The organism is Micromonospora sp. NPDC049171 (assembly GCF_040648275.1).
In the GTDB taxonomy this organism is placed as follows: Bacteria; Actinomycetota; Actinomycetes; order Mycobacteriales; family Micromonosporaceae; genus Micromonospora.
Window position 1 is genome coordinate 588542 of the sequence record NZ_JBEZDJ010000001.1, and the last position, 22315, is coordinate 610856.

Here is a 22315-nt window from a genome sequence, read left to right on the forward strand (position 1 = left end):
AAGAGCCGCGATGACCCTCACCTTCCACTGGTTCCTGCCCACCAACGGCGACAGCCGGGACATCGTCGGCGGCGGACACGGCGTGCCGACCGGCGCCGCCGGGGGAGCCCGTCCGGCCAGCGTGGCGTACCTGGGGCAGATCGCCCGCACCGCCGAGCAGCTCGGCTTCGTCGGCGCGCTCACCCCGACCGGCGCCTGGTGTGAGGACGCCTGGCTGAGCACGGCGATGCTGACCGAGGTGACCGAGCGCCTCAAGTTCCTGGTCGCCTTCCGACCCGGCCTGACCTCACCCACCCTCGCCGCCCAGATGGCCTCCACCTTCCAGCGGCTGTCCCGGGGCCGGCTGCTGCTCAACGTGGTCACCGGCGGCGAGTCGCAGGAGCAGCGCTCCTACGGTGACTTCCTGGACAAGGACGCCCGGTACGCGCGGGCCGACGAGTTCCTGCACGTGGTGCGCGCGCTCTGGCGCGGCGAGACGGTGGACCACGCCGGCACCCACGTACGCGTCGAGCAGGCGCGGCTGCACCGGCTGCCCGACCCGGTCCCAGCCGTCTACTTCGGTGGCTCCTCGGCCGCCGCGCTGCCGGTGGCGGTGCGGCACAGCGACGTCTACCTCACCTGGGGCGAGCCCCCGGCCCAGGTCGCCGAGAAGGTCAGCCGGGTCCGGGCACTGGCCGCCGACGCCGGGCGCGAGCTGCGCTTCGGCATCCGGTTGCACGTCATCGCCCGGGACACCGCCGAGCAGGCCTGGGCGCAGGCGCACCGGCTGCTCGACGGCATCGCCGAGGCCGACATCCGGGCGGTGCAGGACGGGCTGCGCCGCAGCGAGTCCGAGGGGCAGCGCCGGATGCTCGACCTGCACGGCGGGTCCCGCGACGGCCTGGAGGTCGCACCCAACCTGTGGGCCGGCGTCGGGCTGGTCCGCGGCGGCGCCGGCACCGCGCTGGTGGGCAGCCACACCGAGGTCGCCGACCGGATCGCCGAGTACCACGCGCTCGGCATCGACGAGTTCATCCTCTCCGGCTACCCGCACCTGGAGGAGGCGTACTGGTTCGGGGAGGGCGTGCTGCCGATCCTGCGCGACCGCGGCCTGTGGCGACACCCCGACGGCCAGCCGACGGACCACGTCGACGTCCCGTTCGCCGGTGTGCCCGCGCCGCAGCCCGCCGGAGCCCGCTGACCAGCCGACCGGCGGCAACTGGCGCCCCGGCCGGCATGCCCTAGGCGGATCGGCCGGCGGACCGCTGGCCGACCCGCCGCCCGACGAGGCTCACCAGGGCGCTGCCGACCGCCATCCCGACCAGCACCAGAATCCCCCCGACCGCCCACAACCCGCTGTCGTCGGTCCCCGCGGCCCGCCACGACCAGACCGCCGTGAACGTCACTGTCATTACCGGCGCCACCAGCCACGGGCTGAGCCGCGTCCCGGCGAGCGCGGCCAGCAGCACGAGCGTCAACACGCAGCCGATCACCTGCCACGGCTCGTACGGACCGCTGCTCGCGCCGGTCTGCGCGTCGACCGTGTACCGGGTGTCCCAGCCCAGCCAGAGGATCCACGCCCCGACCGTGGCCACCGCCAGGAACAGAACACCGAACAGTGCGCGGGTACCCCTCGTCGCCGTCATCCGGTGATCATCCCCTGCGTACCACCGCACCGGAACGGCTGTCCCGACCCCCCGACCTCAGGCGCCGGTGGCGTCCCAGACCAGGACGCGCACGACGAACGTCGGGTCGCTGCCGGGCGAGGTGATGGTCGCGAACCCGACGCGCCCCTCCGAGGTGCGGAAGCAGAAATCCGCGCCGGGCGTGAACAACGCCCGGGGGGAGCCCGGCCCGCCGGCGGCGCACGTCGCGTATCCACGACGTGGGTCGCCGCCGGAGTACTGGTACACGTTCGGCGGGTTGGCCACCTGGACGTTGTCCGACCGCAGATCTCCCCAGTCGTGGTACAGGTCGAGCCCGTCGGTGGCCCCGGTGGTGTGGTGCGCGACGACCCGCTGATCCGGTCGGTCCACGTCGACGGCCGAGCCGCGCGGCAGCACGACGCTGCCGTCCACGAGCGTCCGGGGCGCGTCCGGGTCCGCCGGGGTGCCGCTGGCGATCGGGGTGGCCCCCGCCGACGGCGGACCCCCGGTGCCGCTCGGCGGGGGAGCACCGCCCGGTGCCGACTGCGTCGACGGTGTCGCGGTGGCGTGCGCGACGGGCGATGGCGTCGACTGGCGACCGAGCTGGGTCGCCACGACCGCGCCGAGCAGCACACAGCCGAGTGTGAGCAGGGTGATCGCCAGCCGGGTCCGCTGGTACCAGAACCAGAACCCGCCGAGCAGCAGGACGGCGGTGACAGCGAGGGCGATCAGCAGCGCGTCCCGCCGCAGTGCGCTCTGCACGGCGGTGACGACGCCGAGCACGTTCGCCGCCACACCCACCACGGCGAGCGCCCGGATCCGCCGTTCGCGGTCATCGGTCGCCGTGGACGCTGACTCCTGCATGGGCGCTGTCCTCCACAGTGCTCGGGTTGTGCTCATGCTCTCACCGACGCGCACACCAGCGGGGTCCCGGACACGCGGTCGAGTGTTGCCTCGGCCGGTGGCGATCCTCTACGGTCTGCTCAGCGGTGGGCGGTGCGGTCCGCATCCGACCGGACACCGCCGGTTGCCCGTTGCGCGGGCCGGGATGGTGGAGTCCCGGGTCACCCCGTCGGCGGTGGTTCCGGCGGTCCTGTGACTCCAGCTCGTACCCCGGGCAGTGCTGCCTGGCGCGGCTCCGTGCGGAGCCGACGACGAGCCGGGCACGCCGATCCCACCGGGAGAAGCCCGTGTTCCTCAGCCCGCACGAGCAGGATCGTCTGCTCGTCCACGTCGCGGCCGACGTCGCCCGCCGCCGCCGCGAGCGCGGCCTGCGCCTCAACTATCCCGAAGCGGTCGCGCTGATCACCGCGTTCCTGCTGGAAGGGGCCCGCGACGGCCAGTCGGTGGTCGACCTCATGTCGACGGGCCGGACCGTGCTCAGCCGCGACGACGTCCAGGACGGCATCCCCGAGCTGCTGAGGGAGGTGCAGGTGGAGGCGACGTTCCCGGATGGCACCAAGCTGGTGACGGTGCACCACCCGATCCCGTGATCCCGGGGGAGATCCTGCCGGCCGCCGGCCCGGTCGAGATCAACGTGGGTCGTCCGGTGACCACCCTGCTCGTGGTCAACACCGCCGACCGGCCGGTGCAGGTGGGCTCGCACTACCACTTCGCCGAGTCCAACCCGGCGCTGACGTTCGACCGGCACGCCGCCTGGGGGCAACGGCTCGCCGTGCCGGCGGGCACCTCGGTCCGGTTCGAGCCGGGCATCAGCCGCAGCGTCGACCTCGTCCCGTTCGGGGGAGCGCGCGTCGTGCCGGGCCTGCGCGCAGAGTGCGCCGGGCCGCTGGACCCGCCACCGGCCGACGGGGCACCGCGGTGAGCGCCGTGCGGCGGGACCGCTACATCGACCTGTACGGGCCCACCACCGGTGACCGGATCCGACTGGCCGACACCAACCTGTTGATCGAGGTGGAGACCGACCACTGCGTGGGCGGTGACGAGGCGGTCTTCGGCGGCGGGAAGGTGATCCGCGAGTCGATGGGCCAGTCCCGTGCGACCCGCGCCGAGGGGGCGCTGGACACCGTCATCACCGGTGCCGTGGTGCTCGACCACTGGGGCGTCATCAAGGCCGACGTGGGCCTGCGCGACGGACGGATCGTGGCACTCGGCCGAGCCGGCAACCCGGACACCATGCCCGGCGTCCACCCCGACCTGGTCATCGGCCCGGCCACCGAGGTGATCGCCGGCAACGGGCGGATCCTCACCGCCGGCGCGGTGGACACCCACGTGCACTTCATCTGCCCGCAGATCGTCACCGAGGCGTTGGCCAGTGGCATCACCACGATGGTCGGCGGCGGCACCGGGCCGGCCGAGGGGACCCGGGCCACCACCGTCACCCCGAACGCCTGGCACCTGGCCCGGATGCACGAGGCCCTGGACACGCTGCCGGTCAACGTGCTGCTGCTCGGCAAGGGCAACACCGTGTCCACCGAGGCGCTCTGGGAGCAGTTGCGGGCCGGCGCGGGCGGTTTCAAGCTGCACGAGGACTGGGGCACCACACCGGCAGCGATCGACGCCTGCCTGCGGGTGGCCGACGCGTCCGGGGTCCAGGTGTCGATCCACACCGACACGCTCAACGAGGCCGGTTTCGTCGCCGACACCCTGCGCGCGATCGGCGGCCGGGCCATCCACTCCTACCACACCGAGGGCGCCGGCGGCGGGCACGCACCGGACATCATCACCGTCGCCAGCGAACCGAACGTGTTGCCGTCGTCGACGAACCCGACCCGGCCGTACACCGCCAACACCCTCGCCGAGCACCTGGACATGTTGATGGTCTGCCACCACCTCAACCCGTCCGTGCCGGAGGATCTGGCCTTCGCGGAGAGCCGGATCCGGCCGTCCACGATGGCCGCCGAGGACCTGCTGCACGACCTCGGCGCGATCTCCATCATCGGCTCCGACGCGCAGGCGATGGGCCGGGTCGGCGAGGTGATCATGCGAACCTGGCAGAGCGCGCACGTGATGAAGGACCGGGTCGGCGCACTGCCGGGCGACGGCGCCGCCGACAACCACCGGGCCCGGCGGTACGTCGCGAAATACACCATCTGTGCCGCCATGGCCAACGGGTTGGAGGACGAGGTCGGCTCGGTCGAGCCGGGCAAGCTCGCCGACCTGGTGCTCTGGGACCCGGCGTTCTTCGGCGTACGACCGCACCTGGTCCTCAAGGGCGGCATGATCGCGTACGCCCAGATGGGTGACGCGAACGCGTCGATCCCCACGCCGCAGCCGATGTTGCCGCGGCCGATGTTCGGGGCGTACGGCGCGGCGGCCGCCGCCACCAGCCTGGCCTTCGTGGCGCCGGCGGCCCTGGACGCGGGGCTCCGCCTCGACGTGCGACGGCGGGTGGTGCCGGTGCGCGACGTGCGGTCGCGGGGCAAGGCCGACCTGCCGGAGAACAACGCGATGCCGCGCATCGAGGTGGATCCGGACACGTTCACGGTACGGATCGACGGGCAGGTGGTGGAGCCGGACCCGGTGACCCGACTGCCGATGGCCCAGCGGTACTTCCTGTTCTGATGGCGACACCGAGCCTGCTGTTGCTGTTGGCCGACGGACGCTTCCCGGCCGGGGCGCACGCGCACTCCGGCGGTCTGGAGGCGGCCGTCGCCGCGGGCCGGGTCACCGACCTGACCTCGTTGGCGGCGTTCCTGGCCGGGCGGTTGGCCACCGCCGGTCTGGTCGGCGCGGCCTTCGCGGCAGCCGCACACCGGGCAGCGCAGCCCGAAATCGCCGACGTGGCCGCGCGGTCGGGCATGCTTGCCCAGCTCGACGGGGAGCTGGACGCGCGTACCGCGTCGCCGACCCTGCGGGCGGTCTCCCGCCGGCAGGGCCGGGCGCTGCTGCGTGCCGGACGGGCCATCTGGCCGGATGCCTCGTTCGGCGACCTGCCCGCGACGCCGGGCGGCGCACACCAACCGTTGGTGCTCGGGCTGCTCTGCGCGGCGGCCGGGCTGTCCCGTCTCGAAACCGCCACGGTCGCCGCGTACGGGACGCTGACCGGGGCGGCCAGCGCCGGCGTACGGCTGCTCGGCCTCGACCCGTACCAGGTCCAGGCCCTGCTTGTCGGTCTTGCCGACGCCTGCGACGGCACGGCCGCCGAGGCGGCCCGGGCCGCCGACGATCCACCGGAGCGGTTGCCGGCCGCTGCCGCTCCACTCGCCGACATCCATGCCGAAATCCATGCCACCTGGGAGGTGCGTCTCTTTGCGTCCTGAGACTGTTGTGCCGAGCGCTGTGCCCGCCGTCGAGCCGACCACGCCGCCGGCCGACCCGTTCCACGACGAGAGCGTCCCGCACACCCACCCCGAACCGGGGGTCGACCCGCACCCGCCGCTGGCCCGGGCGGGTCGTGCCCTGCGGGTCGGCATCGGCGGCCCGGTCGGGTCCGGCAAGACGGCCCTGGTGGCCGCGCTCTGTCGTGCCTTCGCCGACGAGCTGCGGCTCGGCGTGGTGACCAACGACATCTACACGACCGAGGACGCCGACTTCCTGCGGCGGGCCGGAGTGCTGGATCCGGCCCGGATCCGCGCGGTGGAGACGGGCTGCTGCCCGCACACGGCCATCCGCGACGACATCGGCGCCAACCTGGACGCGGTGGACGAGTTGGCCGACGCCGTCGGCCCGTTGGATCTGGTCCTGGTGGAGAGCGGTGGGGACAACCTGACCGCGACGTTCAGTCGGGGGCTCGTCGACCGGCAGATCTTCGTGGTCGACGTGGCCGGAGGGGACAAGGTGCCGCGCAAGGGCGGGCCCGGCGTCACCGCCGCCGACCTCCTCGTGATCAACAAGACCGACCTGGCGCCGATGGTGGGGGCGGACCTGGCCGTGATGGATCGCGACGCGCGAGCCCGACGTGGCGACCTCCCGACCATCTTCCTGTCCATCGTGGGAGACCCGACGGCGAGCCGGGTCGCCGAGTGGATCCGGCACGAGTTGGCCCACCACGCCACCGCGCACCCCCTCGCCGTACCGGTCGGTCCCGTCTGATGCGAGCGCTCGCCCGGCTGGTCGCCCGGGCCGACGGTCGGGGCGGGACGGTGCTCGTGGAGTTGCACGGCGAAACGCCGCTGCTGCTGCGCCAGACCCCGACCGACGCTGGCTTCGCCACGGTGCACCTCGTCGGCGGGGCGGCCGGCCCGATCGCCGGGGACGATCTACGGCTGGACATCGAGGTGGGACCGGGGGCGGCGGTCCGGGTGCACACCGTCGCCGCGTCGATCGCCCTGCCGGGCCGGCCGGGTGCGGTGTCCCGGATGGCGGTGCGGGCGGTGGTGCGTACCGGGGCGACGTTGCATTGGCTTCCCGAACAGTTGGTCGCCGCGGCCGGCTGCGCGCACCTCGCCGAGTCCCGGATCGACCTGGCCGCCGGGGCGAGCCTGCGCTGGCGCGACGAGCTGATCTGCGGCCGGTACGGCGAGACGCCCGGCGGGGCGGTCGTGCACACCCAGGTCGACTACGCGGGCCGGCCGTTGCTGCGGCAGTCCCTGGCCGTGGGACCGCAGGCACCCGGCTGGGCCGGACCCGCCGTGCTCGACGGTGCACCGGCCACCGGCTCACTGCTGGTGGTCGACCCGTCGCGGCCCACCGCGCCTCCGACCGCCGAGGGCAGTGTCGCCCGGCTGCCGCTGGCCGGCGGTCCGGCGACACTGTGCACCGCCACCGCTCCGGACGCGCACACCCTGCGCGCCCACCTGACCGTCTAGGGAGGCGCGGCCGGGCCGTGTGCTGCCACCAGTGAGGCCGCTCCCGAGGCCAGGTTGGTGCCCAGAACGACGGTGCCGGACCGGCGGGAACGCTGGAGAGCGTGATGCCGGTGAGTCATCATGATGACTCACCGGCATCACGCTCTCTGCGGTGTGGGGGGCGGGCCGCGCTCAAGGCCGTGCCGAACGCCCGGAGCCGGAAGGCCGGGGTGCGCGGAGACCGGGGAGCGGGGGCGGGTCAGCGGTGTGGGCTGGCCGCGTCGGCGTGCTCCCGCTGCCGGGCCGGGTCGAGGCGGCCGATCAGGTCGTCGAGCTGGTGTACGAGGTTGGCGGTCGGTGGCACCCCCGGCTCCGGGATGCCCAGCTCGGCGAGGCTGGCGCGGACCCGCTCGTCCAGGCGGGCGTGCTCGCGGCGGCCACGAGCGGTCAGGTACGCCCGGATTCGTCGGCGGTCGATCGGATCGATCCGGCGGAAGACGAGGTTGCGGTCGACCAACTGGTCGACAAGCTTGGTGAGAGTGCCGGGAGGCAGTGAGGCCTCGGCGGACACCTCGCTCATCGGGTGGCCCTGGCCGTCGGCGAGCAGGCAGAGCACCCGCCACGCCTCGATGGTCAGCGCGTCGTCGGCCAGGACGGCGCCCAGCCGGCGGGAGAGCAGCCGTTCGGCGCGGGTGAGCGAGCGCAGCAGGTCAGCTGGCGCCCCGGGCACATCTGACATGGAACTCCCTGGTCCGGTGGCTCTGTCATGCTACCCAGTCGTCCCGGTCCGTGGTGAGCTCTGGCCTTCCGTCGTGGGCCGGGCAATCATGTGCACATGTCCGCGCCGGCACCGCCGTGGCTGACCGTCGACCGTGCCGTGGTCAGCATCGCCCTGGTCTACCCGATGCGCGGGCCGGCCGGCATGTTCGGCCCGACCTGCGAGCTGTGTGCGCAACTCGCGGTCGAGGAGATCAACAGGTGTGGCGGGGTGCTGGGCCGGGAGGTGCGGCTGGTGCCGGTCGACGGCGGTGCGCCGCCGGCCGAGGTGGCCGCCGAGGTCGAGGCACTGGTGTCGGTGGGGGCCGTGCAGGGTGTGACGGGGTGGCACATCTCGTCGGTGCGCCAGGCGCTGGCGCCCCGCGTCGCGCATCGGGTGCCGTACGTCTACACCGCACTCTACGAGGGCGGTGAGCGTACCGAGGGGGTCTTCCTGACCAGCGAGACGCCGGATGCCCAACTGTGGCCGGCGATGCGGCTGCTCGCCGGCGAGCAGCGGGTGCGTCGCTGGTTCGTGGTCGGCAACGACTACGTGTGGCCGCGTCGTACGGCGCGGGCGGCCCAGCGGTACGCGCTGCGGTGCGGCGGGCAGGTGGTGGGCCAGCACTTTCTGCCGTTGGACGCGCACGACTTCGACGAGGTGCTGCGCCGCATCGAGCACAGCGACGCCGACGCGGTGGTGATGCTGCTGGTCGGTGCGGACGCGGTGCGGTTCAACCGGGCGTTCGCCCGATCCGGGCTGGACCAGCGGTGTCTGCGGCTGAGCACCCTGATGGACGAGAACATGCTGCTGGCCAGCGGTGCCGGCGCGACCCGGCGGCTGTACAGCACCGCGGGCTTCTTCGCCGGGCTGGTGACCCAGGAGAACCTCGACTTCCACGGCGAGTTCGCCAGTCGTTTCGGCATCGAGGCGCCGCCGCTGGGCAGCCTGGGGGAGTCCTGCTACGAGGGCGTGATGCTGCTCGCCGCGCTGATCGGCCAGGCCCGCACCCTCGACGTGCGGGCCATCGAGACGGCCGCCGACACCGTGGCGTACCACGGGCCCCGCGGGCGGTTGCGGCTGCGTCGGCGGCACGTACGTCAGCGCATCTACCTCGCCGAGGCAGACGGGCTCGACTTCACCGTGCTCGCTCAGCTCTGATCGGCGGCGGGGCCGACGTGAGCCTTGACAGCCGTACCCGCTGCGGCCCTAAGATACTTCCTGCGTGAAGGATCTGCCCCTGCGGGCAGCCACCACCAATGTGTGTCCCCGATCGGCGAAAGCATTCGCCGACCATTGTGGTGGCAATTTTTCCGAGATTTCCAGCGGCCGACACCGTCTTTCCCTGACGGCGTCGGCCGTTTTTTGCTGACCGTGTCGCGCGGCCGGCGGGAAACACTCAATTAAGGGCCGGGAAACACGATCGCAATGATCCCGGTCGACGCTTTCCCTGCCCGTATCCGCTGCGGTGCCCCGGTGGCGTCCACCCGTCGACCGCGGCATCGCCCACCTCAGATCCACCGGACCGCACCGACCGTCCATTCGCCACTTGAGCGCACCGCAGGGGAGAATTGATGTCATTATTCCGGGGCCGCCGCATCCTGGCGGGTGCCATGACCCTGGTCGCCGCGGCCGCGATGACCGCGTGCGGCAGCAAGACCACCGACGCGGGAAGCGCGACTGGCGTCACCGCCGACGTCTCCGGCTCCACCGTCAAGGTCGGCCTGCTCAACTCGCTCTCCGGCACCATGGCGATCAGCGAGGTCACCGTCCGCGACTCCATCATGCTCGCCGTCGACGAGATCAACGCGGCCGGCGGCGTCCTCGGCAAGAAGATCCAGCCGGTCGGTGAGGACGGCGCCTCGGACTGGCCCACCTTCGCGGAGAAGGCGGAGAAGCTCATCTCCGAGGACCGGGTCGCCGCCGTCTTCGGCTGCTGGACCTCGGCCAGCCGCAAGGCGGTCAAGCCGGTTTTCGAGAAAAACAAGGCGTTGTTGTTCTACCCCGTGCAGTACGAGGGACTCGAACAGTCGCCCTACATCTTCTACACCGGCGCGACGACCAACCAGCAGATCGTTCCCGGGCTCGACTACCTCAAGGCGCAGGGTGCGAAATCGGTCTATCTGGTCGGCAGTGACTATGTGTTTCCCCGGACGGCCAACAAAATCATCAAGGCGTACGCGGCCGCCAACGGGATGACCGTGTCCGGCGAGGACTACGCGCCGCTCGGGTCCACCGAGTTCGGCACGATCGTCAACAAGGTCAAGTCGTCCGGTGCCGACGCCGTGTTCAACACCCTCAACGGCGACAGCAACGTGGCCTTCTTCAAGGAGTACAAGTCGGCGGGCCTGACCGCCACCGCGATGCCGGTGGTGTCGGTGTCGATCGCCGAGGAGGAGGTCAAGGGCATCGGCACCCAGTACCTGGAGGGTCAGCTGACCGCCTGGAACTACTACCAGACCACGCCCGGTGCGGCGAACTCGAAGTTCGTGGCCGCGTACAAGGCCAAGTACGGGGCGGACAAGCCGACGAGTGACCCGATGGAGGCCGCGTACGTGGCGGTGCACCTGTGGAAGGCGATGGTCGAGAAGGCCGGCGCCTTCGACGTGGAGAAGGTCCGCACCGCGTCCGGGGGGATCACCTTCGACGCGCCGGAGGGCACGGTCACTGTCGACGGACCGACCCAACACATCGCCAAGACCGCCCGGATCGGCAAGATCGGCGCGGACGGTCTGATCACCGAGGTGTGGAACTCCGGCAAGCCGGTGCAGCCGGACCCGTACCTCAAGACCTATCCGTGGGCGAGTGGCCTGAGCTGACGATGCCGGCCCGGGCGGGCGCGTTGCCGCGCGGTCCGCCCGGGCCACCCGACCAGCAGTACGGAGTACCCACCGTGACAGTCCTCTTCGGTCAACTCTTCACCGGCATCAGCATCGGCGCGGTGCTGCTGCTCATCGCTCTCGGCCTCGCGCTGACCTTCGGCCAGATGAACGTGATCAACATGGCGCACGGTGAGTTCATCATGGCCGGCGCGTACACCACATATGTCCTGCAACAGAGCATCACCGGTGCCGGCCTGTCACTGGTGGTCGCGCTGCCGGTGGCGTTCGTGGTCGCCGGCACCATGGGCGTCCTGCTGGAGATGCTGCTCATCCGCCGGCTCTACGCCCGGCCACTGGACACCCTGCTGGTCACCTGGGGTGTGTCGCTGATGCTGCAGCAACTGGCCCGCGACGTCTTCGGCAGCCCGAACGTACAGACCCGTGCTCCCGACCTGCTGACCGGCAACGTGGCGCTGCCCGGTGGGCTGACCATCGCCAACAACCGGCTGTTCATCCTGGCCCTGGCGTTGGCCGCGGTCGCGGCGCTCACCCTGGCACTGCGGCTCACCCCGCTCGGGCGTCGCATTCGGGCGGTCGTGCAGAACCGCGACCTCGCCGCGGTGTCCGGCATCCCGACCGCCCGGGTCGACCGGACGACCTTCTTCATCGGCTCCGGTCTGGCCGGGCTCGCCGGAGTGGCGCTCACCCTGCTCGGCCCGATCGGCCCCACCATGGGCACCAACCTGATCATCGACGCCTTCCTGGTCGTCGTGGTCGGCGGGATTGGCCAGCTCAAGGGCAGTGTGATCGTCGCCTTCGCCCTCGGCGTGCTCCAGGCCACCGGGGAGTACCTGACCACCCTCAGCGTCGCCAAGGTGATCGTGTTCGTGGCGATCGTCGCGTTCCTCCAGTGGCGGCCACAGGGCCTGTTCACCCTGCGGACCAGGAGCCTCGCATGACCGCCGTCACCCCCGTGCCACCCAGCACCGCCGTCCACCCGGCACCCGCCGGCGCCGAACCACCGGGCCCGCCCGCGCGCCGCTCCCGGCTGCGGACAGCGGCCGGGTTCGCGTTCGGTGCGGCCCTGCTGTTCGCCGTGGCGCCGCTGGTGCTGTCGGACTTCCGGCTGGCCCTGCTCGCCAAGTACCTCTGCGTCGCCATGGTGGCGGTCGGCATCGGGATCGCCTGGGGCCGGGGCGGGATGCTCACCCTCGGCCAGGGCGTCTTCTTCGGCCTCGGTGGCTACGCGATGGCCATGCACCTCAAGCTCGCCGACACGGGCCCGGGTGGGATGCCCGACTTCATGCAGCTGTACGGGCAGCTCGACGAACTGCCGCTGTGGTGGCGGCCGTTCGCCAGCCCGTGGTTCGCGCTGCCCGCGACGGTGCTGCTGCCGATGGCTGTCGCGTTCGGACTCGGGTCGCTGGTGTTCCGTCGTCGGGTCCGGGGCGCGTACTTCGCGATCCTCAGCCAGGCGCTCGCGGCGGCGATGGTGATCCTGCTGATCGGGCAGCAGGGCACCACGGGTGGCACCAACGGGTTGACCGACATCAAGGGCTTCTTCGGCTACAACCTCGACGACCCGGTCAACCAGCGGATGGTCTACTTCATCATCGCCGGCACGCTGCTGGCGTTGCTCGCGCTGACCCGCCAACTCATCCAGAGCCGCTACGGGGAGCTGCTGGTGGCGGTCCGCGACGGTGAGGAGCGGGTCCGTTTCCTCGGCTACGACCCGGCGTCGGTCAAGCTCGTCGCGTACGTCGTCGCGGCCGGCATGGCGGGGCTGGCCGGGGCGCTGTTCGTGCCGGCGGTGGGCATCATCTCGCCGGCGTTGATCGGCATCGTCCCGTCGATCGAGTTCGTCATCGGGGTGGCGGTGGGCGGCCGGGCCACCCTGCTCGGCCCGGTGCTCGGCGCGGTGGCGGTGGCCTGGGCGCGTACCGCGCTGTCGGAACGTTTTCCCGGCACCTGGACGTACCTGCAGGGTCTGCTCTTCGTGGTGGTGGTGGCGTTCCTGCCTGGCGGCCTGGCGTCGCTGTGGGCGCTGGCCCGCCGCCGCGACGGCGGCGCGGAACCGGCACGCCGCCGGTGGTCGCCATTTACTCGACGACGCGACGGGCGGGCGGAGGTGCCGGCGGCATGAGTGACGAGCGGCTGGACGGGTTGTCCGTCCGTGACGTGCGGGTCAGCTTCGACGGGTTCACCGCCGTCGACGGGGTCTCGTTGGAGGTGCCCGCCGGTGACATCCGGTTCCTGATCGGGCCCAACGGCGCCGGCAAGACCACCCTGGTCGACGCGATCACCGGCCTGGTCCGGGCCACCGGCTCGGTCCGGTTCGGCGAGCACGAGCTGCTGGGCCGCCCGGTGCACCGGATCAGCCGGTTGGGCATCGGGCGCACCTTCCAGACCTCGACGGTCTTCGAGGAGCTGTCGGTCCTGCAGAACCTCGACATCGCGGCGGGTGCCCGTCGCAGCTGGGCGACCCTGGCGCGTCGTCGCCGGGGCATCCCGGACGAGGTGGCCGCGGCACTGGAGACCATCGGGCTGGCCGGGCGGGCCGGGCACCTCGCCGGGACGCTCGCGCACGGCCAGAAGCAGTGGCTGGAGATCGGCATGCTGCTGGTGCAGGATGTCCGGCTGCTGCTGCTCGACGAGCCGGTCGCCGGGATGAGCCACGAGGAACGCGACGCCACGGGTGCCCTGCTGGAGACGGTGAGCCGGGACCGCACGGTGGTGGTGATCGAGCACGACATGGACTTCCTGCGTCGTTTCGCGCGCACCGTCACCGTGTTGCACGCCGGTCGGGTGCTCAGCGAGGGCACGGTGGCGCAGGTCCAGGCGGACCCGCGTGTGCAGGAGGTCTACCTTGGCCACCCGGTCGACGCCGGGTCGGCCCCCACGGTCCTGGAGGCATGATGCTGACGCTGCGCGGGGTGCACGCCGGGTACGGGCGCTCTCGGGTGCTGCACGGGGTGGACCTCACCGTCCCGCCCGACGGGGTGGCCGCCGTGCTCGGCCACAACGGCGCCGGCAAGAGCACCCTGCTGCGGGTCGCAGCCGGGCTGCTGCGCCCGAGTGCCGGCACCATCGAGCTGGACGGCGAGGACGTCACCCGTCTCGGGCCGCACGAGCGGGTGGCGCGGGGCATGGCGTACGTCCCGCAGGGCCAGCAGAGCTTCCCGCACCTGACCGCCGCGGAGAATCTGCGGCTCGTCGCCGACGGGCGGCGCGACGGTGCGGTGGCCACCGCGGAGGTGCTGGACCTGTTTCCGGCGTTGCGCCCGCTGCTGCGGCGGCGGGCCGGGCTGCTCTCCGGCGGCCAACGCCAGCAACTGGCCATCGCTCGCGCACTGATCACCAGGCCGAGGTTGCTGATGCTCGACGAGCCGACCGAGGGCATCCAACCGTCGGTGGTCGCCGAGATTCAGGAACGGATCGTCGAGCTGACCCGGCAGTCCGGGTTCAGTGTGCTGCTCGTGGAGCAGCACCTGGGCTTCGCGTTGCGGGTGGCGAACCGCTACCACGTGCTGGAGTCCGGCCGGGTCACCTCGCACGGCGACGGGGGTGTCACGGCGGAACGGGAGGTCCGGGCGGCCCTGGCGGTCTGAGTGGCAGGATCTGGACGGTGAGCGGCACCCGGGAGTTCGACGTCGGCGGCACCACCCTGCGCCGCACCGCCGGCGCGTCGAACTGGGCGCCGGTCACCCCGACCAGGTGGCAGTTCACCCACGACCAGGTCGTCCTCGCCGAGGCCGGCGAGAGCAGGCCGGGGCCGCGCCGACCCTTCGAGTACGCCGTGCTGACCGCCGGCCCGGCCTGGTCGTCGGCCGAGATCGACGCGTGGGTACGACTGGACACCCCGGTGGAGGTCACCAACCGGGACGTGATCATCGTCTTCGGTTGGCGTTCGGACACCGAGTTCTACTACGCCCACCTCTGCACCGACAACACGATCTACCCGCACAACGGCATCTTCACTGTCGACAACGCCGACCGGGTCCGCATCGACCACCAGTGGAACGGTCACTCCCGTGGCGCGGACCCGGCGATCACCGACGCCGACTGGCACCGCGTGCGGGTGGCGCACCTGCCGGCCAGCGGCGAGATCGCCGTCCACGTCGACGGGCACCCCGACCCGCTGATGACCGCGACGGACACCACGTTCGGCTCCGGGCGGGTGGGGTTCGGCTCGTTCGACAACGTGGGCCGGTTGCGCGACCTCACCGTCACCGGCACACCTGCCTGAACCGGTTGTGGCCCCTTTGCCCTGCACCCGCGGATGCGCCGGGAGAGCGGCGTAGGCCGTGGCCCTTTGCTCTGCACCCGCGGATGCGCCGGGACGGTGGCGCAGGCCGTGGCCCCTTTGCTCTGCACCCGCGGATGCGCCGGGAGGGCGGGGCGCGCCGCCGTCCCCAGCGGGTCATCCGCCGACCTGGCCCGCCGGACCCGGTTCGGTTCGTAGAATCCCTGCCATGCCGGAGATCGTCGAGTTGCTGGCCTCGCCCGTGCACCGCTTCCTGGGCCGGCCCGCCGACGGCCCGGCGCCGGCCCCACCCGGTGAGCTGGTCGACGCCGTCCGGATCCGGGCCCACCTCGGCATCGTCGGCGACAGGTACTTCGGCCAACAGGCGCACCGCGACGCCAGCGTCACGGTCATCGCCCAGGAGTCACTGCCGGTCGGCTTCGGCCTGGCCGAGGTGCGGCGCAACATCCTCACCACCGGCATCGCGGTGGACGAGCTGATCGGCAGGGTGCTGGTCCTGGACTCCGGAGACGGCCCGGTCAGCCTGCGGGTCAACCGGGCGGCCCGGCCCTGCGCCTGGATGGACGTCACCATCGGCCCGGGGGCCTGGAAGGCGTTACGCACCACCGGTGGCATCCGCTGCACGCCACTCAACGACGGGACCCTGCGCGTCGGCCCGATCGACGCCGTGGTGAGCTGAGGCGCCGTGGTGAGCTGAGGCGCCGTGGTGAGCTGAGGCGCCGTGGTGAGCTGAGGAAACAACTCGACGGCGGCGCCCTGGGACCGGCATGGTGTGCACCGGACACCGCCCGGTCGGGCGGCCACGCAGCGCCCGGGGGAAGCCGCAATGGAGCAACCGCCTACCGATCAGCAGATCGACGACCTGACGATCCTGCAGGTCGTCGTGGGTTCCCGGGCGTTCGGCCTGGCCGGCGAGGCCTCGGACACCGATCGGCGCGGGGTGTACGCGTTACCCGCCTCGGCCTTCTGGGGGCTGCGGAAACCCGCGTCGCACCACGAGGGGCCGCTGCCGGAGCAGATGCGGTGGGAGGTGGAGCGGGTCTGCGTGCTGGGGTTGGCGGCCAACCCCACGGTCCTGGAGGTGCTGCACTCTCCGCTGGTCGAGACGTGCACCCCACTGGGCGCGGAGCTGCGGGCGCTCACGCCGGCCTTCCTGTCCCGGCGGGTGGCCGACACCTACCTGCGCTACGCCACCGCCCAGTTCGGCAAGGCCGAGCGTGGGATCGCCCGCTCCGGCGCGCCGGTGTGGCGGCACGTCATGCACCTGATCCGCCTGCTGACCGCCGGGGGTGACCTGGTCCGCACCGGCCGGCTGGTGGTGGACGTGGGCACCGACCGGGACCGTCTGCTGGCGGTCAAGGCCGGTGCGGTGCCCTGGGACGAGGTCGTCGCCTGGCGTGACCGGCTGGTCAGCCGCATGACGGAGGCCCTCGCCACCAGCCCGTTACCCGAGCGGCCCGACGAGGCGAGGGTGGAACAGTGGCTGGTCTCGGTTCGGGACCGTTCGGTGCGGTGCGCGGCGTGAGCACCTTGGGGTCCGCGGGTCTGCCGGCCGGCATCGACCTGGCGGCAGTCGTCGACGAGCAGCCGTACCCGCTGGTGTTCGCGACCGTCTCCGGCGCCCACCTGTACGGGTTCCCGTCCACCGACTCGGACGTCGACCTGCGCGGCGCGCACCTGCTTCCGGTCGAGGAGGTGATCGGGCTGGCGCAGCCGGCCGAGACGCGTACGGTGATGGCCGACCGCGACGGCGTGGAGCTGGACCTGGTCACGCACGACCTGCGCAAGTTCGTGCGGCTGATGCTGGGTCGCAACGGCTATGTGCTGGAACAGCTGCTGTCACCGCTGGTCGTGCGGAGCACCCCGGTGCACGCGGCGCTTGTCGAGCTGGCGCCGCTGGTGCTGACCCGGCACCACGCCCACCACTACCGTGGCTTCGCCGCCACCCAGCGACGGTTGTTCGGCATTAGCGGCGAGCTCAAACCACTGCTGTACGCGTTCCGGGCGCTGCTCACCGGCGTGCACCTGATGCGTACCGGTCGGGTGGTGGCGCACCTGCCGAGCCTGCTCGACGCCGCGCCGGCGCCGGCGTACCTGGCCGACCTGATCGCCGCGAAGCGGGCCGCCGAACACGGCGGGCTGGGCGACCTCGTCGCCGGCTCGGTCCTGGATGGTGACCTCGCCGAGCTGACGGCACGGCTCGACCAGGCGCAAGACGACACCCGGCTGCCCGAGCGACCCGCCGGGGTGGCGCGGCTCAACGACCTGGTGGTGGCGGCCAGGTTGGCCGATTCGGCGAGGTGACGCCCCCGCGGGCCGGTGCGTGGTAGAACCAACACGCGCACCGGTTCGCGGAGCTGAGGGCAGATCCGGGCCGACCGGACGGACCTGAGGCGAACAGAGGTGGTGGATTGATCCCCGAGCTGCGGCAGCTCATCGAGGAGCTGCGGGTGGACCTGGCCGACCAGCCGGCGAGCGTGGCGTTCGCCGAGTTCGGCGAGGGTGCCGCCATCGACGCCGTTCCGGTCGGGTTGCCGGACGACCTGCGGGATCTGCTGCTGGTCGCCGACGGGCTGCGCGCCGGTCGGGTCGAGTTGGCGAGCACGGCGACCCTCGCGGGAGTCCAGTACCACCTCGACTACGCGCCGGACTTCTCCTCGATCCCGCAGGACCGGGCGGGCTGGCTGGTGATCGGCACCCGCAGCGACGAGCCCATCTTCATGGACCGTGGCACGGGCGCCATCTGGTATTTCCCACCGACCGGCACCGAGTGGTTCATGTCCGACGCGTTCGAGGAGCTCGCCCCCGACCTCGGGTCCTTCGTGGACTACTACGTGCTCGGCCCGGGTTATGCCGAGCTGACCCCCGCCGACGACAGGTGGTTCGCGTTCCTCGACGAGCAGGGCCTGCTCGACGTCGACGACGGGGCCTGACCCGGATCAGACCGGGCTGACGTGTGCGGCGAGGACCCGCCAGCCGTGTGGGTCGTCGTGGACCCAGGTCCGGGTGTAGCGCAGGCGCGCCGCGAACGCCGCCCCCTCGAACACGCCGGACACCCGGCCCAGGAAGAACGTCACACCGGTCTTGCCGACCACGAGCAGGTCCAACTCCTCCTCGACCAGCTCCTGCACCACCGAGCGACGGTCCCGGTGGGCGGCCAGGTCATCCTGCTTGGTGTAGGCACGGCCGTCCGGGCCGATGGCGATCAGCTGGTCGACGAGCAACTGGTCGAGGGCGGCCACGTCGCCGGCCCGCTGGGCGTTCTGCAGGGTCCGCTCGGCATCGAGCAACTCCGCCTCGCGTGCGCTGTCCGGCATCGTGCCGTCCTCCCGATCGGTGTCGGCCCGGCGTCACCGTCGGCCCGGGGCTGTCCGCATTGTGACAGCCGGCGTGGCCGGCAGCGGGTGGATCGCCGGCGGTGTTCACAGGCTCAGGCGAATCCGTACGACGGTCTCGCCGGGACGGGTGAGCACGGCGACCTCGTCGCAGACCTGCTCCACGATCGCCAGCCCGCGCCCCCGTATCGCGTCGGCGGCCGGCATGCCCCGGCCGAACGCCCGCGTCGGCCCCCGGTCGACGACGTCGCAGAACAACTGGCCCGACTCGGCCCAGAGCCGGACCCGGCCGCCGCCGGTGGTGTGCTGCAACGTGTTGGTGGCCAGCTCGCTGACCGCGAGCGTCAGCAGCTCCACCCGCTCCGCCGGCAGACCCCGGGCCAGCGCCCCGACGCTGACGAACGCGCGCAGCGCCCGCACGTCCGTCGCGACCCGGTACGACATGGTGTCCGCGAGGCCGGCGGGGACGCTCTGCTCGGCGACGGCCTCCGGTCGCTCGGGCGGCATCAGCCCACCATCCGCGGGTCGCCGGTGAGCCGCACCACGACCGACCCGGGTGCGGTGGACGTGCGAGCCGCGAAGTGCGCCATCGGGCAGCAGCAACCCTTCTCCTAGCGACAGCTGTTTGTTCACACATCATGTCACCTGTTGGCCCAATGGCCGTCCCGCCCGTTCGGCGGTCGATCCGGCGACGCACGGACACACCGGCCCGTACCCCGGCCCGGTCGCCGCGTCGGTCGGGGCGCCGGGTGTCGGTCCGGGGCCGCGTCGGTCGGAAGGCCGCGTCGGTTGTACGGCCGCGTCGGTCGGAAGGGGCGCGTCGGTCGGAAGGGCCGCGTCGGTCAGGGGGCCGGGTCGAAGGCGATGGACTCGCTCAGCTCGCGCCACCGCGCGTCGGACGCGGCCAGGGCCTCGGCGGCGGCCGTGGCGCCCGCCACGGCGTCGGCGCCGAGCAGCAGCCGCAGGGGCGGGTCGTCGACCTGGGTGATCCGGATGATTACCTGGGCGGCACGGGCCGGGTCGCCCGGTTGGTTGCCGCTGGCCTGGCGCAGCCGCTGCACGGCCGGATCGATGACCGGACGGTACGGGTCGCTGATCGGCAACATGCTCATCGACGAGCCGGCCCAGTCGGTCCGCAACGCGCCCGGCTCGACGCTGGTGATCCGGATCCCGAACCCCTCGACCTCCTTGGCGAGCACACCGGAGAAGCCGCTGACCGCCCACTTGGCGGACTGGTACGCGCCCAGGCCGGTGCTGGCGACCCGGCTGCCGACGCTGGAGATCTGCAGGATGTGCCCGTGCCCCTGGTCGCGCATCGCGGGCAGGGCCGCGCGGGAGAGATTGACCACCCCGTAGAAGTTGGCCTCGATCTGGGCCCGGAAGTTGTCCTCCGGCATGTCCTCGATCGCGGCGACGTCGGCGTACCCGGCGTTGTTGACGAGGATGTCCAGGCTGCCGAACGTGTCCACGGTGGTGCGGGCGACGGCGTGGGCGGCCGCGGCGTCGGTGACGTCGAGGGCCACCGTCCTGACCTGGTCGCCGTACCTGTCGCGCAGGGCGTCGAGCTGGGCCGGGTTGCGGGCGGTGGCGACCAGGTGGTCGCCGTCGGCCAGCACGGCCTCGGCGAGCGCCCGACCGAGACCCCGGGAACAACCGGTGATGAGCCAGACTCGCGGCACGTGGTCTCCTCCTGGCGGGTGGGCGGCTGCTACGGGCGGATGTCCAGAGCGCCGACCAGGTCGTCGCGCAGAGTGAACCGGTAGCGCAGCTCGATCGGGCTGCCGGGGAAGTTGCCGGACACCCGGGTGAGGACCAGGTACGAGTCGCCCGCCTGCGGTGTGACACGCACCGGCTCGGCGGTGTACGAGTAGGCATCCATCGTCTTCTGTCGCCAGGCGCGGATGGAGGCCCGTCCGTCGTAGAGCCGGTCCTCGTCGGCGACGCTCGCGGTGTCCGCGAAGCAGGCGACGAAGGCATCCAGGTCCCGGTCGTTGATGGCCCGGAAGTACCTGTCGAGCACGTCGGGTAGGTCCACCGCCATCTGCTCCTCCTGTGGCACACCGCCGCCGTCGGGTTCCCGGTCCGATCTCACCGTACGAGAAGGGGACCGTCCCGCGCGGAGCAACGAACAGAACGACCGGGCGGGCGCGCGACGAGGGCTCACCGGCCGTGGGGCCGGTGGGCGTCCAGGTCGGCGGGCGGGGTTTGCCACCGGTCGGCCGGGGTAGGCACGCCTTTCCGAAGTGAAGGGCGGGGGCATGGCCGAGCTGGGGTTCGTCGACAAGGTTGCCGCGCGGGCGGGCATTCCGCCGGAGCAGGCGCGCCCACTGACCGAGGCTGTTCTGCGGACCCTCACCGAGCGTCTCAGTGGTGGTGAGGCGGGCGCGCTGGCCCCCCACCTGGCCGACGAGCTGAGCCCGCTGCTGGTCAAGGGCGCGGAGCCGCCCGAGGCGTTCGGTTACGACGAGTTTCTGCGCCGGGTGGCCGACCGCGCCGGGATCGACCGACCCGCCGCCGAGCGGGGTGCCCGGGCGGTCCTGCAGACGATGCACCGGGTGGTCGGGCACCGGGAGTTCGAGGACGCCCTGGCCCAACTCCCGTCGGATCTGCGGGCGCTGGCCCAGCCACTGCCGCACGGCCCCTGACCCACGCGGGTACGGCCGGACGCCCAGGTATCGATGACCGTTCGGTCCCTGGCGTGCCGGGCGCCATGCCGGCTCTACTGTGCGTGACCGTTTGAACGCACAGTGGTGAGGTCCGGTCGCGCCCGTCCGCGGGCCTTCGCCGCTCCGATGCGAGGAGCGTCCCCGTGGCGTCCGTGCTGTCCCCGCGTTCCCTGCTGACCGTCGCGACGACGGCGGTCGTCGCCCTGACCACCCTTGCCCCCGTTCCCGCCGCCGCGTCCCCGCGCACCTACCGGGTCGTCGACCTCGGCACGCTGAGCGGGGGAGACGGCGCCGCGACGGCGATGAACGACCGCGGCGACATCGTCGGCTGGAGCACCGTCGCCAGCGGCGCCCGGCACGCCGTGCGCTGGCGCCACGGCGTCATCACCGACCTCGGCGTGCTGCCAGGCGACACGGATTCCGAGGCCGTGGACGTCAACGAGTTCGGCGACGTGGCGATCACCTCGTTCGGTCCCGACTACCTGACCCGGGCGGTGCTCTGGCGCAACGGTCACCTCCTCGACCTGGGCACCCTGGGCGGGGAGAACAGCGTGGCGATCGGCGTCAATGACCGGCGGCAGGTGCTCGGCACCAGCGAACCCGCCGGCGACATGCCGCACCGGTTCCTGTGGCGCGACGGCACCTTCACCGACCTGGGTCAGCAGTACTTCTACGAGTTCACCGCCGATTTCAACAACGTCGGTGACGTGGTGGGCGGGTGGAACGTGCCGCCGCAGGACTATCCGTGCACCTGTGTCGGCGGCCGGCTGCGCGACGGTGTGCTCACTCGGATCGGCAGCGAGGCCGTCGGCGTCAACAACCGGGGCCAGGTGGTGGGCGCGGCCAACGGGCGGGCCTTCCGCTGGCAGAACGGGACACTGACCGACCTGGGCACCCTCGGCGGCGACTGGAGCCGGGCCACCGCGATCAACGACCGGGGCGTGGTGGTGGGCCGGAGCACCACCACCACGCAGTGGCAGCCGTTTCTCTGGCGCGACGGGGTGATGACCGACCTGACCACCCGGGGCGTGCGGGAGAGCGACGTGATCGAGGACATCAACGTCCACGGCCAGCTCGTCGGCGCCCGGGGGAACCGACCGGTGCTGTTGCGCTGAACGAGCGGGGCGCGGCCGACCCGCCGGTCAGACCGCGCCCC

The 22315-nt window shown here is 72.3% G+C and carries 28 protein-coding genes; 21 read left to right on the forward strand and 7 right to left on the reverse strand.

From position 1 onward, the window contains the following. The first annotated feature begins 10 nt into the window (after positions 1-10). Positions 11-1180 carry an LLM class flavin-dependent oxidoreductase gene (locus AB0B14_RS02350; protein WP_357063692.1) on the forward strand — a complete coding sequence of 390 codons (1170 nt, stop codon included), beginning with the start codon at positions 11-13 and terminating at the stop codon, positions 1178-1180. A gap of 40 nt (positions 1181-1220) precedes the next feature. Here AB0B14_RS02350 and AB0B14_RS02355 read toward each other — a convergent pair whose 3' ends face one another. Together AB0B14_RS02355 and AB0B14_RS02360 are read right to left on the reverse strand one after the other, a co-directional pair. Continuing rightward, positions 1221-1625: a hypothetical protein gene (locus AB0B14_RS02355; protein WP_357520760.1), complete on the reverse strand. Its 405-nt coding sequence runs from the start codon at positions 1623-1625 to the stop codon at positions 1221-1223. Positions 1626-1682: 57 nt separating this feature from the next. After that, the gene (locus tag AB0B14_RS02360; protein ID WP_357520763.1) at positions 1683-2489 is read right to left on the reverse strand and encodes a hypothetical protein; all 807 of its coding nucleotides are present in this window, start codon (positions 2487-2489) and stop codon (positions 1683-1685) included. Positions 2490-2586: 97 nt separating this feature from the next. Between AB0B14_RS02360 and AB0B14_RS02365 the strand changes: the two genes are divergently transcribed. The 7 genes from AB0B14_RS02365 (at position 2587) to AB0B14_RS02395 (ending at position 7336) form a co-directional block, all read left to right on the forward strand. Beyond that, positions 2587-2724, forward strand: a complete 138-nt coding sequence (locus tag AB0B14_RS02365) for a hypothetical protein (protein WP_357520765.1) — start codon at positions 2587-2589, stop codon at positions 2722-2724. Positions 2725-2815: 91 nt separating this feature from the next. Next, on the forward strand, positions 2816-3118 hold the full coding sequence (locus AB0B14_RS02370) for an urease subunit gamma (RefSeq protein ID WP_355029767.1): 303 nt from the start codon (positions 2816-2818) through the stop codon (positions 3116-3118). After that, a complete protein-coding gene (locus tag AB0B14_RS02375; RefSeq protein ID WP_357520767.1) occupies positions 3115-3450 on the forward strand; it encodes an urease subunit beta in 336 nt (111 codons plus the stop codon). The genes AB0B14_RS02370 and AB0B14_RS02375 overlap by 4 nt, the downstream gene beginning before the upstream one ends. Then, on the forward strand, positions 3447-5150 hold the full coding sequence (locus AB0B14_RS02380; RefSeq protein ID WP_357520768.1) for an urease subunit alpha: 1704 nt from the start codon (positions 3447-3449) through the stop codon (positions 5148-5150). Before AB0B14_RS02375 ends, AB0B14_RS02380 begins: the two co-directional genes overlap by 4 nt. Next, positions 5150-5848 carry an urease accessory UreF family protein gene (locus AB0B14_RS02385; RefSeq protein ID WP_357063679.1) on the forward strand — a complete coding sequence of 233 codons (699 nt, stop codon included), beginning with the start codon at positions 5150-5152 and terminating at the stop codon, positions 5846-5848. The genes AB0B14_RS02380 and AB0B14_RS02385 overlap by 1 nt, the downstream gene beginning before the upstream one ends. 19 nt (positions 5849-5867) lie before the next feature. Beyond that, positions 5868-6620: an urease accessory protein UreG gene (gene ureG, locus AB0B14_RS02390; RefSeq protein WP_357520888.1), complete on the forward strand. Its 753-nt coding sequence runs from the start codon at positions 5868-5870 to the stop codon at positions 6618-6620. Next, on the forward strand, positions 6620-7336 hold the full coding sequence (locus AB0B14_RS02395; protein WP_357520770.1) for an urease accessory protein UreD: 717 nt from the start codon (positions 6620-6622) through the stop codon (positions 7334-7336). The genes ureG and AB0B14_RS02395 overlap by 1 nt, the downstream gene beginning before the upstream one ends. Positions 7337-7574: 238 nt before the next feature. On the opposite strand, the gene AB0B14_RS02400 is transcribed toward AB0B14_RS02395, so the two are convergent. After that, positions 7575-8054, reverse strand: a complete 480-nt coding sequence (locus AB0B14_RS02400; protein ID WP_357520772.1) for a MarR family winged helix-turn-helix transcriptional regulator — start codon at positions 8052-8054, stop codon at positions 7575-7577. 96 nt (positions 8055-8150) lie between these two features. On the opposite strand from AB0B14_RS02400, the gene AB0B14_RS02405 reads away from it, so the two are divergent. The 11 genes from AB0B14_RS02405 to AB0B14_RS02455 all read left to right on the forward strand — a co-directional run bounded on the left by AB0B14_RS02405 (position 8151) and on the right by AB0B14_RS02455 (position 18091). Beyond that, on the forward strand, positions 8151-9233 hold the full coding sequence (locus AB0B14_RS02405) for a substrate-binding domain-containing protein (RefSeq protein ID WP_357063671.1): 1083 nt from the start codon (positions 8151-8153) through the stop codon (positions 9231-9233). A 413-nt stretch (positions 9234-9646) separates the two neighbouring features. Beyond that, positions 9647-10891, forward strand: coding sequence for an urea ABC transporter substrate-binding protein (gene urtA / locus AB0B14_RS02410; RefSeq protein WP_357063669.1), 1245 nt, complete (start codon positions 9647-9649; stop codon positions 10889-10891). Next, entirely contained in the window at positions 10870-11853 is a 984-nt protein-coding gene (urtB, locus tag AB0B14_RS02415) for an urea ABC transporter permease subunit UrtB (protein WP_357520773.1), read from the forward strand. Before urtA ends, urtB begins: the two co-directional genes overlap by 22 nt. Further along, positions 11850-13037, forward strand: a complete 1188-nt coding sequence (gene urtC / locus AB0B14_RS02420) for an urea ABC transporter permease subunit UrtC (protein WP_357520775.1) — start codon at positions 11850-11852, stop codon at positions 13035-13037. Before urtB ends, urtC begins: the two co-directional genes overlap by 4 nt. Beyond that, entirely contained in the window at positions 13034-13810 is a 777-nt protein-coding gene (gene urtD, locus AB0B14_RS02425) for an urea ABC transporter ATP-binding protein UrtD (RefSeq protein WP_357063661.1), read from the forward strand. Before urtC ends, urtD begins: the two co-directional genes overlap by 4 nt. Then, complete coding sequence (urtE, locus tag AB0B14_RS02430) at positions 13807-14502, forward strand: urea ABC transporter ATP-binding subunit UrtE (RefSeq protein ID WP_357520777.1); 696 nt, start codon at positions 13807-13809, stop codon at positions 14500-14502. Before urtD ends, urtE begins: the two co-directional genes overlap by 4 nt. 17 nt (positions 14503-14519) lie before the next feature. Then, positions 14520-15140 (forward strand): hypothetical protein, encoded by a 621-nt coding sequence (locus tag AB0B14_RS02435; RefSeq protein WP_357520779.1) that lies wholly within the window; start codon positions 14520-14522, stop codon positions 15138-15140. Between the two features lie 226 nt (positions 15141-15366). Further along, positions 15367-15837, forward strand: a complete 471-nt coding sequence (locus AB0B14_RS02440; protein WP_357063653.1) for a molybdenum cofactor biosysynthesis protein — start codon at positions 15367-15369, stop codon at positions 15835-15837. A 147-nt stretch (positions 15838-15984) separates the two neighbouring features. Continuing rightward, positions 15985-16683, forward strand: a complete 699-nt coding sequence (locus tag AB0B14_RS02445) for a nucleotidyltransferase domain-containing protein (RefSeq protein ID WP_357063650.1) — start codon at positions 15985-15987, stop codon at positions 16681-16683. 5 nt (positions 16684-16688) lie between these two features. Further along, the gene (locus tag AB0B14_RS02450) at positions 16689-17462 is read left to right on the forward strand and encodes a nucleotidyltransferase domain-containing protein (RefSeq protein ID WP_357520890.1); all 774 of its coding nucleotides are present in this window, start codon (positions 16689-16691) and stop codon (positions 17460-17462) included. 107 nt (positions 17463-17569) lie between these two features. After that, entirely contained in the window at positions 17570-18091 is a 522-nt protein-coding gene (locus AB0B14_RS02455; protein WP_357063648.1) for an SUKH-4 family immunity protein, read from the forward strand. Positions 18092-18097: 6 nt separating this feature from the next. On the opposite strand, the gene AB0B14_RS02460 is transcribed toward AB0B14_RS02455, so the two are convergent. The 4 genes from AB0B14_RS02460 to AB0B14_RS02475 form a co-directional block, all read right to left on the reverse strand. Continuing rightward, a complete protein-coding gene (locus tag AB0B14_RS02460; RefSeq protein WP_357520782.1) occupies positions 18098-18475 on the reverse strand; it encodes a nuclear transport factor 2 family protein in 378 nt (125 codons plus the stop codon). Positions 18476-18580: 105 nt separating this feature from the next. Further along, on the reverse strand, positions 18581-19000 hold the full coding sequence (locus AB0B14_RS02465; protein ID WP_357063642.1) for an ATP-binding protein: 420 nt from the start codon (positions 18998-19000) through the stop codon (positions 18581-18583). A gap of 335 nt (positions 19001-19335) precedes the next feature. Beyond that, positions 19336-20172: an SDR family NAD(P)-dependent oxidoreductase gene (locus AB0B14_RS02470; protein WP_357520784.1), complete on the reverse strand. Its 837-nt coding sequence runs from the start codon at positions 20170-20172 to the stop codon at positions 19336-19338. A 29-nt stretch (positions 20173-20201) separates the two neighbouring features. After that, positions 20202-20585, reverse strand: coding sequence for a nuclear transport factor 2 family protein (locus AB0B14_RS02475; RefSeq protein ID WP_357520786.1), 384 nt, complete (start codon positions 20583-20585; stop codon positions 20202-20204). A 166-nt stretch (positions 20586-20751) separates the two neighbouring features. Between AB0B14_RS02475 and AB0B14_RS02480 the strand changes: the two genes are divergently transcribed. Beyond that, a complete protein-coding gene (locus tag AB0B14_RS02480) occupies positions 20752-21138 on the forward strand; it encodes a DUF2267 domain-containing protein (protein WP_357520788.1) in 387 nt (128 codons plus the stop codon). A 164-nt stretch (positions 21139-21302) separates the two neighbouring features. Further along, positions 21303-22274, forward strand: coding sequence for a hypothetical protein (locus AB0B14_RS02485; protein ID WP_357520790.1), 972 nt, complete (start codon positions 21303-21305; stop codon positions 22272-22274). Positions 22275-22315 lie beyond the last annotated feature (41 nt).